Annotated in this window: 14 protein-coding genes; 7 read left to right on the top strand and 7 right to left on the bottom strand. The window is 55.9% G+C overall.

Features of this window, described 5'->3' with window-relative positions; genetic code table 11:
* The first annotated feature begins 129 nt into the window (after window positions 1-129).
* The 3 genes from RDN66_RS10255 to RDN66_RS10245 all read left to right on the top strand — a co-directional run bounded on the left by RDN66_RS10255 (window position 130) and on the right by RDN66_RS10245 (window position 3645).
* The gene (locus tag RDN66_RS10255; protein WP_202217119.1) at window positions 130-1416 is read left to right on the top strand and encodes a sugar ABC transporter substrate-binding protein; all 1287 of its coding nucleotides are present in this window, start codon (window positions 130-132) and stop codon (window positions 1414-1416) included.
* A gap of 110 nt (window positions 1417-1526) precedes the next feature.
* Window positions 1527-2210 carry a copper/silver response regulator transcription factor gene (locus RDN66_RS10250; RefSeq protein ID WP_035891067.1) on the top strand — a complete coding sequence of 228 codons (684 nt, stop codon included), beginning with the start codon at window positions 1527-1529 and terminating at the stop codon, window positions 2208-2210.
* A complete protein-coding gene (locus RDN66_RS10245; protein ID WP_202217118.1) occupies window positions 2200-3645 on the top strand; it encodes a Cu(+)/Ag(+) sensor histidine kinase in 1446 nt (481 codons plus the stop codon). Before RDN66_RS10250 ends, RDN66_RS10245 begins: the two co-directional genes overlap by 11 nt.
* On the opposite strand, the gene RDN66_RS10240 is transcribed toward RDN66_RS10245, so the two are convergent.
* Window positions 3642-4067 carry a YhbP family protein gene (locus tag RDN66_RS10240; RefSeq protein ID WP_202217117.1) on the bottom strand — a complete coding sequence of 142 codons (426 nt, stop codon included), beginning with the start codon at window positions 4065-4067 and terminating at the stop codon, window positions 3642-3644. The two genes, RDN66_RS10245 and RDN66_RS10240, sit on opposite strands and share 4 nt — an antisense overlap.
* A 54-nt stretch (window positions 4068-4121) precedes the next feature.
* Here RDN66_RS10240 and RDN66_RS10235 point away from each other — a divergent pair, with 54 nt between their 5' ends.
* Window positions 4122-4406 (top strand): GIY-YIG nuclease family protein, encoded by a 285-nt coding sequence (locus RDN66_RS10235; RefSeq protein ID WP_035891072.1) that lies wholly within the window; start codon window positions 4122-4124, stop codon window positions 4404-4406.
* On the opposite strand, the gene RDN66_RS10230 is transcribed toward RDN66_RS10235, so the two are convergent.
* Both RDN66_RS10230 and RDN66_RS10225 read right to left on the bottom strand, forming a co-directional pair.
* Window positions 4393-4896 (bottom strand): GNAT family N-acetyltransferase, encoded by a 504-nt coding sequence (locus tag RDN66_RS10230; protein WP_202217116.1) that lies wholly within the window; start codon window positions 4894-4896, stop codon window positions 4393-4395. The genes RDN66_RS10235 and RDN66_RS10230 overlap by 14 nt on opposite strands.
* The gene (locus RDN66_RS10225) at window positions 4890-5414 is read right to left on the bottom strand and encodes an SCP2 domain-containing protein (RefSeq protein ID WP_035891075.1); all 525 of its coding nucleotides are present in this window, start codon (window positions 5412-5414) and stop codon (window positions 4890-4892) included. Before RDN66_RS10225 ends, RDN66_RS10230 begins: the two co-directional genes overlap by 7 nt.
* Before the next feature lie 220 nt (window positions 5415-5634).
* Here RDN66_RS10225 and RDN66_RS10220 point away from each other — a divergent pair, with 220 nt between their 5' ends.
* The 3 genes from RDN66_RS10220 (at window position 5635) to RDN66_RS10210 (ending at window position 8660) form a co-directional block, all read left to right on the top strand.
* A complete protein-coding gene (locus RDN66_RS10220; RefSeq protein WP_035891076.1) occupies window positions 5635-6630 on the top strand; it encodes a peptidase U32 family protein in 996 nt (331 codons plus the stop codon).
* Window positions 6621-7517 carry a U32 family peptidase gene (locus RDN66_RS10215; protein WP_167540395.1) on the top strand — a complete coding sequence of 299 codons (897 nt, stop codon included), beginning with the start codon at window positions 6621-6623 and terminating at the stop codon, window positions 7515-7517. The genes RDN66_RS10220 and RDN66_RS10215 overlap by 10 nt, the downstream gene beginning before the upstream one ends.
* Before the next feature lie 135 nt (window positions 7518-7652).
* A complete protein-coding gene (locus RDN66_RS10210) occupies window positions 7653-8660 on the top strand; it encodes an LLM class flavin-dependent oxidoreductase (protein ID WP_035891080.1) in 1008 nt (335 codons plus the stop codon).
* A gap of 104 nt (window positions 8661-8764) precedes the next feature.
* Here the strand turns inward: RDN66_RS10210 and mtr are convergent, their stop codons facing one another.
* The 4 genes from mtr to nlpI all read right to left on the bottom strand — a co-directional run.
* Window positions 8765-10009 (bottom strand): tryptophan permease, encoded by a 1245-nt coding sequence (gene mtr, locus RDN66_RS10205; protein ID WP_035891082.1) that lies wholly within the window; start codon window positions 10007-10009, stop codon window positions 8765-8767.
* A 145-nt stretch (window positions 10010-10154) separates the two neighbouring features.
* Window positions 10155-12116, bottom strand: a complete 1962-nt coding sequence (locus RDN66_RS10200) for a DEAD/DEAH family ATP-dependent RNA helicase (RefSeq protein WP_202217114.1) — start codon at window positions 12114-12116, stop codon at window positions 10155-10157.
* Complete coding sequence (yrbN, locus tag RDN66_RS10195; protein WP_100249910.1) at window positions 12109-12189, bottom strand: protein YrbN; 81 nt, start codon at window positions 12187-12189, stop codon at window positions 12109-12111. The genes RDN66_RS10200 and yrbN overlap by 8 nt, the downstream gene beginning before the upstream one ends.
* 106 nt (window positions 12190-12295) lie before the next feature.
* On the bottom strand, window positions 12296-12910 hold a 615-nt coding region (gene nlpI, locus RDN66_RS10190; protein ID WP_308537827.1), incomplete at its 5' end, for a lipoprotein NlpI.

Below are 12910 nucleotides of genomic sequence, written 5' to 3'. Positions count from 1 at the left end.
AGGAATCACATTTTCAAAACATTGTTTCATCCTCGCCCCACTCCTATCATCATTTTCGTTCCTTTTTTCACCAATCCTTACCTCTGTTCAGGGATGGCAAATATCTACCGTAAAAATCGGAGTCAATATATGCAATTCAAAACCAAAGCGCTGGGTTTGGCCCTGTTAATTAGTCTTTCACATAATGCCTTCAGCGAAGAACTGGATGTCTGGATCCGCGCCAGCAACGATTCAAAAGTGATTTACCAACAGCTGGCGGACCAGTTTAAAAAAGAGACCGGGATATCGATTAAATACTTCAACGCGGTGACCGATTTCGACCAGCGTCTGGCACGGGCGGCCACCGGCAACGCGCTGCCGGACGTGGTGTTTAACGATGCGATTATCGTCGGCCAGATGGTGCAGCTCGGCATCGTAGATGAAATCAAGCCTGGCGAGTTAAAGGGCGGCGGCGATGTTTATGAGGCGGCGTGGAAATCCACCCAACTGCCAGACGGCAAATATTACGGCGTCCCGACCTCCGCGCACACCTACGCGCTGTTTATCCGTCAGGACTGGCTGAATAAGCTCAACCTGAAAGCGCCTGGCACCTGGGAGGAGCTGAAAAACGTGGCGAAGGCGTTTACCCATGACGACCCGGACGGCAACGGTAAAAATGACACCTATGGCTTTACCATGCCGTTAGCCACTACTCGTGGCTACGCTAGCTCGTTCTCGTCGTCCTACCTATGGCAGGCGGGCGCTAACTACCTGGTCGCGACTCAACCAGGGAAATTTAAAGCGGCGCTGGACAGCAAAGAGATGGTCACCGCGATGACGTTTATGCGTGGAATGGTCTGCGAAGGGCTAGCGCAGCCGGGGGCAATTAACCACACCACCGCCGACGCCAACACCTCGTTCCGTTCGGGGCAGACCGGGATGTACTCTTCCGGCCCTTATCACATTGCGCTGTTCGATAAAGATCCTGGTAAAGAAACCTACACCGTCGTACCGCCACCGGCCGGCCCCGGCGGCGCCATCTCTATGGCGGAAGGCACCACGGCATTCCTGATGAAAACCAGCCAGCATAAAGCGGCGGCAAAGCGGTTCCTCGAGTTCTTGATCTCGCCTGAAGGGCAGAAGATCGGCATGGCGACCGGCAGCGCGTCAATGCCGATCGTTCGCCTGCCGATTAACAAGACGCTGAACATCAAGGATTACCACGACGATCCGCGCTGGGAAGTGTTTGCGGAAACCTACGCCAAAGAGGGGCGCTACATGCCGCAGATCCCAAACTGGATCCCGGTGCGGCAAATCACCGCCGACGGCTTTAATAAAATCTACGCCAGCTGCGATGGCGATATTCCCGCCGTACTGAAGGAGATCAACGGTAAGGTGAACGAGGAGCTGAAGCGCCAGAACGCATGGGCGGAGTAACCGGGACGATTTGGCCTTAAATGACAATGCTGTCATTTAAGGCCTCGGTCGTTGCCATCAACGTTCGCTCCATTAGAATGACTCCATCACGCAGCGGCGATGGAGGGCAGATGAAAATTCTGGTGGTGGAAGACGAGATCAAAACGGGCGAGTACCTGGCAAAAGGGCTGACGGAAGCGGGCTTTGTGGTGGACCACACCGACAACGGCCTCAACGGTTATCACCTGGCGATGACCGCCGATTACGACCTGATTGTGCTGGATATTATGCTACCTGACGTCAACGGCTGGGATATTGTTCGCATGCTCCGCGCCGCTAACAAAGGCATGCCGATTCTGCTGCTCACCGCGCTCGGTACTATTGAACACCGCGTAAAAGGGCTAGAGCTGGGCGCTGATGATTATCTGGTGAAACCCTTCGCCTTCGCTGAGCTTCTGGCGCGCGTTCGGACGCTGCTGCGCCGCGGAGCCGCGGTGATAGTGGAAAGTCAGCTACAGGTTGCCGACCTGACCCTCGACCGCGTCTCCCGTAAAGTCACGCGCGGTGATACCCGCATCACGTTGACCAGTAAAGAGTTTACGCTGCTGGAGTTCTTTCTGCGCCATCAGGGCGAGGTGCTTCCACGTTCACTGATTGCCTCCCAGGTCTGGGATATGAATTTCGACAGCGACACCAACGCCATCGACGTTGCCATCAAGCGCCTGCGCGCCAAAATGGATAACGATTTTACGCCGAAGCTGATTCAGACAGTACGCGGCGTGGGCTACGTGCTTGAGGTTCGCGATGAAGGCTAACGCGCGCCGCCGCCCGTTCTCGCTGGCTACCCGCCTGACCTTTTTCATCAGCCTCGCGACCATTATCGCGTTTGCCGCCTTCACCGGGATGATGCTGTATTCGGTGGAAAAACACTTCGCCGAGCAGGATGTGAACGACCTGAAGCAGGTGAACGCGACGCTTAACGCGCAGCTCACCGCGCCGGATACGCCGGAAGCCGAGAAAATGGCCAACGTCCAGAGCGCGCTGGCGGGGTATCGCAATATTGTCGTGCTACTGAGAAGCGAAGATAATCCGCAGCTTTACCGCTCGCCGGCCGGACCCGATCTGTCGCCGATCTTTGCATCTCCCCAGTTTTCGCAGGCGTTGAAATCTCAACGTATGTTCCGCTGGGTTGGCAGCAGTATGCCTGCAATAGCAGGCCATGAGGCCAGCGCTATGTCGACGACGACCTACCGGGTTATCGCGTCAACGATTCAGAGCGATAGCCATCGCTATACGCTGCTCACCGCGCTGTCGATAGACTTCCATCTGCACTATCTCAAAGAGCTCAAGCGCAACCTGATGATGATCGCCGCCGTCATCAGCCTGCTTATTGTGGTGATCGTGCTGATCGCAGTACGTAAAGGCCACCAGCCGCTGCGCGACGTCAGCCTGGAGATCAAAAATATCACCTCGGAAAATCTCGACGTGCGGCTGGATCCCACGCGCGTGCCGATCGAACTGGAGCAACTGGTTATCTCGTTTAACCAGATGATCGGCCGGATCGAAGACGTGTTCCGTCGTCAGGCCAACTTCTCCGCCGATATCGCCCATGAAATTCGCACGCCAATCACCAACCTGGTGACCCAGACTGAAATCGCCTTAAGCCATCCGCGCACGGTGAAAGAGCTGGAAGACGTGCTCTACTCCAGCCTCGAAGAGTACAACCGGATGGCAAAAATGGTCAGCGACATGCTGTTTCTGGCGCAGGCGGATGAAAATCTGTTGGTGCCGGAGAGCGTACCGCTGGATCTACAAACCGAAACCATAAAGGTATTTGAGTTCTTCGAAGCCTGGGCGGAAGAGCGCGACGTGACGCTCCGCTTTGTCGGGCAGCCGTCGCTGGTGATGGGCGATCCGCTGATGATCCGCCGGGTGATCAACAACCTGCTTTCCAACGCTATTCGCTACACCCCACGCGGAATGTCGGTGACCGTGCAGGTAAGTTCGCAGGACGATAAGGTTATCTACAGCGTGGAAAATCCGGGGACACCGATTTCAGATGAGCATCTGCCGCGCCTGTTCGATCGCTTCTACCGGGTTGATCCTTCACGGCAGCGGAAAGGGGAAAACAGCGGGATTGGGCTGGCTATCGTGAAGTCGATTATTCGCGCCCATCACGGGAAGATTAGCGTGACGTCCGATACCGTCGCCACGCGCTTTATCATTGAATTGCCAAAACTGAAGGTTTAGTCGCGCAGCCAGTGCAGCTTCTTACCGAAGCCGAGGGTGTTATCGGTGAACTTCAGTTCATCGAGGCGCAGTTCCCACACCGGCGCGGAGAGCATCCTGGCAACGGGAAAGCGTTTGACGTAGAGCGTGCGTTTTTCTTCGGCTTCTTCACCGCTCAGCAGGCGAATTTCACCCTTGAACTGCACGCCGCGAATCAGCGCGACGGTCTTTGGCTGGCCGTTGATTGTGCCCGCCACCGGCGCCTGTTGGCCCGTCATCTGGCCGTGGCGTGTGGTCTCTTCACTTAGCAGGTAAAACGCTACGCGTTGGGGGTCATACACGTAGAACGCGTTCGCGCACCACAGCTCGCCTTCCTTCGCCACGCACCAGCTGACAACGTGTTGTTTTGCCAGCCAGCGGCTAATGGCAGTGAGGGTTTCCATCTGTTCTCTCCGTTATGCTATGGTGCGTTCACACACATAGACAGGTTGCCGCACGTGCGTTGGTTTCTGTATCTCGTCCGTACCGAGGACGACAAATTGTATACCGGTATCACTACCGACGTTGAACGACGGTTCCACCAGCATCAAAGCGGTAAAGGGGCGAAAGCGCTGCGCGGCAAAGGCGAACTGCGCCTGGCGTTTTCCGGTGAGGTCGGCGAGCACTCGCTGGCGCTGCGCCTCGAGTATCGCATTAAGCAGCTAACGAAGCGCCAGAAAGAGCGCCTCGTTGCCGGTGACGGTTCATTCGAAACGTTACTGAGCAGCCTTAAACACGATTGAAGTGGTCAGAATACTCCACCAGCCCGTGAACGCCGTTCAGCGCATCGTCCGCCAGACGATGTACCATAAACGCGTCTTCGGTGCCCGGCCAACGGCAGCGCAGATCGTACTGTGCCGCACGCTCAAAGCCGAAACGACCGTAAAGTTCAGGTTCACCCAGCGTCACTACCGCCGCGTAGCCAAATTCGTTCAGTGAATCCAGCCCTTCATAGACCAGCTGACGCGCCAGCCCCTGACCGCGGTATTCTTCGTCAACCGCCAGCGGAGCCAGGCCCACCCACTGCAGCTCTTCACCTTCAATGCTGACCGGGCTAAAGGCCACATAGCCCACGACGTAACCTTCATCGTCCGTCGCGACTAGCCCGAGCGTGATTAAGCCATCTTCACGCAGCTCGCGCACCAGATTGGCTTCACCGTCACGCTTAAAGGTTCGACGCAGCAGCGCGTCGATGCCCGGCGCATCAATTCCAATTTCTACTCGAATCAGCATGGCTCACCTACCGATGTATGTTTAGTTTCTGATGGTGATTTTAGGCCAGCCTCAACGAAATCGGCCAGCTGCATCAGCATCATGCGCAGCGCCTTTGGCATCTGCTCAAGCTCAATGGCATCCATCAGGTTTTTGACATAGAGACCCAGCTCCGTGTCCCCTTCAATCACCAGCCGACGCTGGAAGAAGAGTGTATCCGGGTCCTGTTTGCGCGCAGCGATCATTAACAGATCGCTGGCGTCTGCGCTGAAGCTCACGTCCGCCTGAGCGGCGTCGCTGACAACCAAGCGCCCGTTCTCAACGGAGGTAAACCAGGTGAGGCCGATATCACGCACCTCAATACTCAGCCAGCGGCCATCGAGAAAATCCAGTTCACCGTCATCCAGCGCCTGGCGGAACTGCCAGCTTAGTACCTGCTGAAGGACCTGCCGTTTAAGCGCGAACGGCGTGAATTTCACCGGAACGCTCATCAGAGTCGGTGCGACATGGACCAGACGTGAACGCAGTTTATCCAACACAAGCTTTACTCCCTGAATGCAATAGTTCCGTTATTTTGCCATATCAGTTAAACGACATAGCGGCGTAAATCAACAATTATGTCGTGAGGTAGAGGGATTATTGGCGTCATCAATACGCTTTTGTCTGCCTCAAATCAAAAATGATTAGCGATAGGTTAACTAAAATCTCCATTCATTAACAATAATGCGCCCCAGCCGGGCCGCAAACTCAGGAAGAATTATGGAGTTGCTCTGCCCTGCCGGAAACCTTCCGGCGCTTAAGGCGGCTATCGAAAACGGTGCCGATGCGGTGTATATCGGGCTGAAGGACGATACTAACGCCCGCCATTTCGCCGGTCTGAACTTCACCGAGAAAAAGCTGCAGGAAGCGGTGAACTTCGTACACCAGCATAAACGTAAGCTGCACATCGCGATCAATACTTTTGCGCACCCGGACGGCTACGTCCGCTGGCAGCGTGCCGTAGATATGGCCGCCCAGCTGGGTGCCGACGCCCTTATCCTCGCCGACCTTGCCATGCTTGAGTATGCCGCAGAGCGCTACCCGCATATTGAGCGTCATGTCTCCGTTCAGGCATCGGCGACCAATGAAGAGGCGATTAATTTCTACCATCGCAACTTTGACGTGGCCCGCGTAGTACTGCCGCGCGTACTTTCTATTCATCAGGTGAAACAGTTAGCCCGCGTCACGCCGGTGCCGCTGGAGGTGTTCGCCTTTGGTAGCCTGTGCATCATGGCCGAAGGCCGCTGCTACCTCTCCTCTTATCTGACCGGTGAGTCACCAAATACCGTCGGCGCCTGTTCGCCTGCGCGCTACGTTCGCTGGCAGCAAACGCCACAGGGGCTGGAATCTCGCCTTAATGAAGTGCTGATCGACCGTTATCAGGACGGCGAAAACGCGGGCTACCCGACGCTGTGTAAAGGTCGTTATCTGGTCGACGGCGAGCGCTATCACGCGCTGGAAGAGCCAACCAGCCTTAACACGTTGGAGCTGCTGCCGGAGCTGCTGGCCGCCAATATTGCCTCGGTGAAAATCGAAGGCCGTCAGCGTAGCCCGGCGTACGTCAGCCAGGTGGCAAAAGTGTGGCGTCAGGCGATCGATCGCTGCATGGCGGACCCGCAGAACTTTGCCCCGCAGGCGGCGTGGATGGAAACGCTCGGATCGATGTCGGAAGGCACTCAGACCACACTTGGCGCATATCACCGTAAATGGCAGTAGGAACAGCAATGAAATATTCATTAGGGCCAGTGCTTTACTACTGGTCAAAAGAGACGCTGGAAGATTTTTACCAGCAGGCCGCCGCGAGCCACGCCGATACCATTTATCTCGGTGAAGCGGTATGCAGCAAGCGCCGCGCCACCAAAGTGGGCGACTGGCTGGATATGGCAAAATCCCTCGCGGGCAGCGGCAAACAGGTGGTGCTCTCTACGCTGGCGCTGGTTCAGGCATCGTCCGAACTGGGCGAACTCAAGCGCTACGTGGAGAACGGCGATTTTCTGATTGAAGCCAGCGACCTTGGGGTGGTGAACCTGTGCGCCGAGCGCAAGCTGCCGTTTGTCGCCGGCCATGCACTGAACTGCTACAACGCCGTCACCCTGCGGATATTGCAAAAACAGGGCATGGTGCGCTGGTGCATGCCGGTTGAACTCTCTCGCGATTGGCTGGTGAACCTGCTTAATCAGTGCGAAGAGCTGGGCATCCGCGATAAGTTTGAAGTGGAAGTGCTGAGCTACGGTCATCTGCCGCTGGCCTACTCCGCCCGCTGCTTTACCGCGCGCTCGGAAGATAAGCCAAAGGATGAGTGTGAGACCTGCTGTATCAAGTACCCGAACGGGCGCAGCATGCTGTCGCAGGAGAATCAGCAGGTGTTCGTGCTGAACGGTATTCAGACCATGAGCGGCTACGTTTACAACCTCGGCAACGAACTGACATCGATGCATGGGCTGGTTGATATGGTGCGTCTGTCACCGATGGGCAATGAGACCTTCGCCATGCTCGACGCCTTCCGCGCCAACGAAAATGGCAATGCTCCGCTGCCGCTGACGGCCAATAGCGACTGTAACGGTTACTGGAAGCGTCTGGCCGGTCTGGAATTGCAGGCCTGATAAAACCGCTCACTTTGTTAACAACAATGGTCAGATTTTAATGCATTATTAAAGATGCAGCTTTTCTGGCCGGGGATATCCCGGCTGGAACAAGACCTTCAATCTGATGACTATGCTGTAGCAAAGTGAGCCTTTATGACTGACAAAACCGTTGCATTCTCGGTGCTCGACCTCGCGCCGATCCCTCAGGGTTCCTCCGCGCGAGAAGCCTTCTCCCATTCGCTCGATCTCGCACAGCTCGCTGAAAAGCGCGGCTACCACCGCTATTGGCTGGCGGAACACCACAATATGGTAGGTATCGCCAGCGCGGCAACTTCGGTACTGATTGGCTATCTCGCCGCCCACACCACCACGCTGCATCTGGGCTCCGGCGGCGTGATGCTGCCTAACCACTCGCCGCTGGTGATTGCCGAGCAGTTCGGTACGCTCAATACGCTCTATCCTGGCCGTATCGATCTCGGTCTGGGGCGTGCGCCGGGCAGCGATCAGCCGACGATGCGCGCGCTGCGCCGTCATATGAGCGGCGATATCGATAACTTCCCGCGTGACGTCGCGGAGCTGGTGGACTGGTTTGATGCGGTCGACCCTGACCCACAGGTGCGCCCGGTACCGGGCTATGGCGAGAAGATTCCGGTGTGGCTGCTCGGTTCCAGCCTGTACGGCGCGCAGCTTGCCGCGCAGCTTGGTCTGCCGTTTGCCTTCGCATCACACTTCGCGCCGGATATGCTCTTCCAGGCGCTGCATCTCTATCGCACCAACTTCAAGCCGTCGGCGCGGCTGGAGAAACCGTACGCGATGGTGTGCATCAATATCATCGCCGCCGACAGCAACCGCGATGCCGAATTCCTCTTCACCTCAATGCAGCAGGCGTTCACCAAACTGCGCCGTGGTGAAACCGGGCAGCTACCGCCACCGATTCAGCAGATGGAACATTTCTGGTCACCATCGGAGAAATACGGCGTGGATCAGGCGCTGCGGATGTCGCTGGTGGGCGATAAGGCGAAGGTGCGCCACGGGCTGGAGTCAATTCTGCGGGAGACGCAGGCGGATGAGATTATGGTCAACGGCCAGATTTTCGATCATCAGGCGCGACTGCATTCGTTTGGGTTGGCGATGGATGTGAAGCGGGAATTGCTGGGGTAGCCCGGAATCAACAGGTAGCCCGGCCGAGCGAAGCGACGCCGGGGAAAATCCCGGAGTCGGCGTAAACGCCTCGTCCGGGCTACAACGATTGTTGGATCGTTGCCTTACTGATAAACCGGCAGCAGATTAAAACTCGACAGCACATGCACCAGCGCGTTACCCACACCAAACACCAGAATCAGCACAATCATCGGCTTACCGCCCCAGACGCGGAATTTCGGGCTACCGAAGCGCTTGCGGGATTTACGTGCCAGCAGCGCTGGCACAATCGCCGCCCAGATGGTCGCCGCCAGCCCGGCATAGCCAATAGCGTACAGGAAACCGTTCGGCCACAGCAGGCCACCGATAATCGGCGGCAGGAAGGTCAGCAGTGCGGTTTTGAAACGGCCCAGCGCAGAATCATCAAATTTGAACAAATCCGCCAGATAGTCGAACAGACCCAGCGTCACCCCGAGGAATGAACTCGCCACCGCGAAGTTGGAGAACACCACTAGCAGCAGGTCCAGGCTACGGCTATTGAGCACGCCGCTCAGCGCCTGCACCAGCACATCAATGTTGCCGCCCTTCTGCGCAATACCGATAAACTCCGGACGCGGTATGTTACCCATCGTCCCCAGCAGCCAAACGGCATAAAGCGCCAGCGCCAGCAGCGTGCCGTAGACCAGGCACTTCACGATGGTCTTCGGATCTTTGCCGTAGTACTTCATCAGGCTCGGTACGTTACCGTGATAGCCAAACGAGGCCAGACAGAACGGCAGCGTCATCAGCAGGTAAGGCGTATAGCTGGCATGCGTCTCCGCTACGTTAAACAGCGTAGCGGGCGTGACGTGGCCCATCAGGCTACCGAAGGTCAGGAAGAAGGTAATCACCTTAGCGCCCAGTACGATAGCCGTCATACGGCTTACCGCTTTGGTGCTCAACCACACCACGAACGCCACCAGCAGCGCAAAGCCAAAGCCTGCCGCACGCGCGGGAACATTCAGCGACATCTCACCGAAGGTGTGATGCAGAATGGAGCCACTCGCCGAAATATAGGCGTAGGTCAGGATATAGAGCACGAAGGCAATGGAGATACCGTTTACCACGTTCCAGCCTTTGCCCAGCAGATCTTTAGTGATGGTGTCGAAGCTCGAGCCAATACGGTAGTTCAGGTTCGCTTCGAGGATCATCAGCCCGGAGTGCAACATGCAGAACCAGGTAAACACCAGCGCCGCCATCGACCAGAAGAACCACGCACCGGACATAACCACCGGCAGAGAGAACATCCCCGCACCAATGATTGTGCCGCCGATGATCACCACGCCGCCAAGCAGCGAAGGTGACGTTTGGGTGGTGGTTAGTGTCGCCATACAGCATTTTCTCCAGTGTATTGTTTTGCTACTGCATTTTAATGTGTCGCACTGTACCAGTACACGAGTACAAATGAAATAAAAAAAGCCCCAATCATGACGATCGGGGCTGTATATATTACTTTACGCTTTTAAACCGTGAGGCTTATGCGTCACCGCCGAAACGACGACGACCGGTAGAGTCATCACGACGTGGAGCAGAAGTACCAGCATCATCACGGCGCGGCGCACGGCTACCGCCGTCACGACGTTCGCCGCTGAAACGACGACCATCACCACGACCGCCTTCACGACGCTCGCCGCCGAAACCACGACCGCCTTCACGACGTTCGCCACCGAAGCTACGGCCGCCTTCGCGACGTTCGCCACCGAAGCTACGACCGCTACGCTCTGGACGAGGCTGCGCGTCGCCGATCAGCTGCATGTTCATCGGTTTGTTCAGGATGCGGGTACGAGTAAAGTGCTGCAGCACTTCGCCCGGCATGCCTTTTGGCAGTTCGATAGTAGAGTGGGTACCGAACAGCTTGATGTTACCAATGTAACGGCTGCTGATGTCGCCTTCGTTCGCGATAGCGCCAACGATGTGACGAACTTCAACGCCGTCATCACGGCCCACTTCAATGCGGTACAGTTCCATATCGCCAACGTCACGACGTTCGCGTTTAGGACGATCTTCGCCACCACGGTCATTACGATCGCGTGGACCACGGTCGTTGCGGTCACGACGTTCGAAACGATCGTCACGGTCACGGAACTCACGCTTAGGACGCATTGGCGCATCTGGTGGAACGATCAGAGAACGTTCGCCCTGTGCCATTTTCAGCAGCGCAGCGGCCAGCGTTTCAACGTCCAGCTCTTCGCCTTCCGCGGTCGGCTGGATTTGCGCCAGCAGTGCACGGTACTGATCCAGATCGCTGCTTTCCAGCTGCTGCTGTACTTTCGCGGCAAATTTTTCCAGGCGGCGTTTGCCCAGCAGATCTGCGTTTGGCAGCTCAACTTCTGGAATGGTCAGCTTCATAGTACGTTCGATGTTGCGCAGCAGACGACGCTCGCGGTTCTCAACGAACAGCAGCGCACGGCCAGCACGACCCGCACGACCGGTACGACCGATACGGTGAACGTAAGACTCGGAGTCCATCGGGATGTCGTAGTTAACGACCAGGCTGATACGCTCAACGTCCAGACCACGTGCCGCAACGTCGGTTGCGATCAGGATATCCAGACGACCGTCTTTCAGACGATCCAGAGTCTGCTCACGCAGGGACTGGTTCATGTCACCGTTCAGCGCGGCGCTGTTGTAGCCGCTACGTTCCAGGGCTTCAGCCACTTCCAGGGTCGCGTTTTTGGTACGAACGAAGATAATCGCCGCATCAAAATCTTCAGCTTCCAGGAAACGTACCAGCGCTTCGTTTTTGCGCATGCCGTACACAGACCAGTAGCTCTGGCTGATGTCAGGACGGGTCGTTACGCTGGACTGAATGCGTACTTCCTGTGGATCTTTCATAAAGCGACGGGTAATACGACGGATAGCTTCCGGCATGGTTGCAGAGAACAGAGCGGTCTGATGACCTTCTGGAATCTGAGCCATGATGGTTTCAACGTCTTCGATAAAGCCCATACGCAGCATTTCATCAGCTTCGTCCAATACCAGACCGCTCAGTTTAGAGAGATCCAGAGTACCGCGCTTCAGGTGGTCCAGCAGACGACCTGGGGTACCGACGACAATCTGTGGCCCTTGACGCAGGGCGCGTAACTGCACGTCATAACGCTGGCCGCCGTACAGGGCAACCACGTTTACGCCGCGCATATGTTTAGAGAACTCAGTCATGGCTTCAGCTACCTGAACCGCCAGTTCGCGGGTCGGTGCCAGCACCAGAATCTGTGGTGCTTTAAGCTCAGGATCAAGATTGTTCAGCAGTGGCAGGGAAAACGCTGCGGTTTTACCACTACCTGTCTGGGCCATACCCAGAACGTCACGACCGCCCAGCAGGTGCGGAATGCACTCAGCCTGGATCGGAGATGGTTTTTCGTAACCCAGATCGGTAAGGGCTTCAAGAATAGGAGCCTTCAGGCCCAGATCTGCAAAAGTGGTTTCGAATTCAGCCATGTAGTACAAGTGCCTCGATATTAATGGCGGCCAGTCTACATAACTCATCATGAAATTGATCTGCAATTTTCATTGAAAAGTGTGAACCGGCTCAAAGTAGGTGTATTAACGAACAACAACGCCCTCACCCGCGAAGGTGATGGCAATCAAAAAAGATTACGGGCTGATGTAGTCGTCAGCTATTGCTGGTCCGATTCTGCCAGGTCATCTTGGTCCTGGCCCAGGAGCGATAATTCCAACAATGCGTATCGGTGCTCAACGTAGTTATGTACGTTGTTGGCAACCGCCAGTTTGAACAGTGCCGTAGCGCTGTTCTTGTCCCCAAGACTTAGGTAATACTTACCTAAATAGAAGTTGGTTTCACTGAGATGCTCAGCGAGCGAGGTGTTATCCGTTGCGTCCGCCTTCAGGCGCTCCATTAACGTTTTTTCGTCAATGTTGCCTAAGTAGAACTCGACAATGTTCCATCCCCACTGTTCTTTATCCGATTTGTCGAAGCGTTGCTTCAACGCATCTTTCGCCTGCTTCTCATCGAGCTTCTGCTCAGCGAGATAAAGCCACAGACTGCGGAAAGGATCATTGGGATCGTCTTGATAAAACGCCAGCAGATCATCTTGCGCTAACTTCGCACGGCCACCGTAATAAAGCGCGATGCCGCGGTTCAAGTGCGCATAATTGTAAGTTGGATCAAGCTCAAGTACAGAATCAAACGCTTCATAGGCAGCATCAAAATTGCCTGCCTGCGTTAAATAAATGCCTAAGTAATTGAATACTTCAGGCATATCAGGTCGGAT

This window comes from uncultured Kluyvera sp., assembly GCF_902485085.1.
Taxonomy (GTDB): Bacteria; Pseudomonadota; Gammaproteobacteria; order Enterobacterales; family Enterobacteriaceae; genus Kluyvera; species Kluyvera ascorbata.
This window is presented reverse-complemented; position numbering and strand designations above follow the sequence as displayed.

Coding starts and splice junctions, on each gene's coding strand:
- yrbN (WP_100249910.1), bottom strand. CDS start 12,189: ATGAAAATTGCAGATCAATTTCATGATGAGTTATGTAGACTGGCCGCC.
- RDN66_RS10220 (WP_035891076.1), top strand. CDS start 5,635: ATGGAGTTGCTCTGCCCTGCCGGAAACCTTCCGGCGCTTAAGGCGGCT.
- RDN66_RS10255 (WP_202217119.1), top strand. CDS start 130: ATGCAATTCAAAACCAAAGCGCTGGGTTTGGCCCTGTTAATTAGTCTT.
- RDN66_RS10200 (WP_202217114.1), bottom strand. CDS start 12,116: ATGGCTGAATTCGAAACCACTTTTGCAGATCTGGGCCTGAAGGCTCCT.
- RDN66_RS10240 (WP_202217117.1), bottom strand. CDS start 4,067: ATGGAAACCCTCACTGCCATTAGCCGCTGGCTGGCAAAACAACACGTT.
- RDN66_RS10215 (WP_167540395.1), top strand. CDS start 6,621: ATGGCAGTAGGAACAGCAATGAAATATTCATTAGGGCCAGTGCTTTAC.
- RDN66_RS10210 (WP_035891080.1), top strand. CDS start 7,653: ATGACTGACAAAACCGTTGCATTCTCGGTGCTCGACCTCGCGCCGATC.
- RDN66_RS10250 (WP_035891067.1), top strand. CDS start 1,527: ATGAAAATTCTGGTGGTGGAAGACGAGATCAAAACGGGCGAGTACCTG.
- mtr (WP_035891082.1), bottom strand. CDS start 10,009: ATGGCGACACTAACCACCACCCAAACGTCACCTTCGCTGCTTGGCGGC.
- RDN66_RS10230 (WP_202217116.1), bottom strand. CDS start 4,896: ATGCTGATTCGAGTAGAAATTGGAATTGATGCGCCGGGCATCGACGCG.
- RDN66_RS10245 (WP_202217118.1), top strand. CDS start 2,200: ATGAAGGCTAACGCGCGCCGCCGCCCGTTCTCGCTGGCTACCCGCCTG.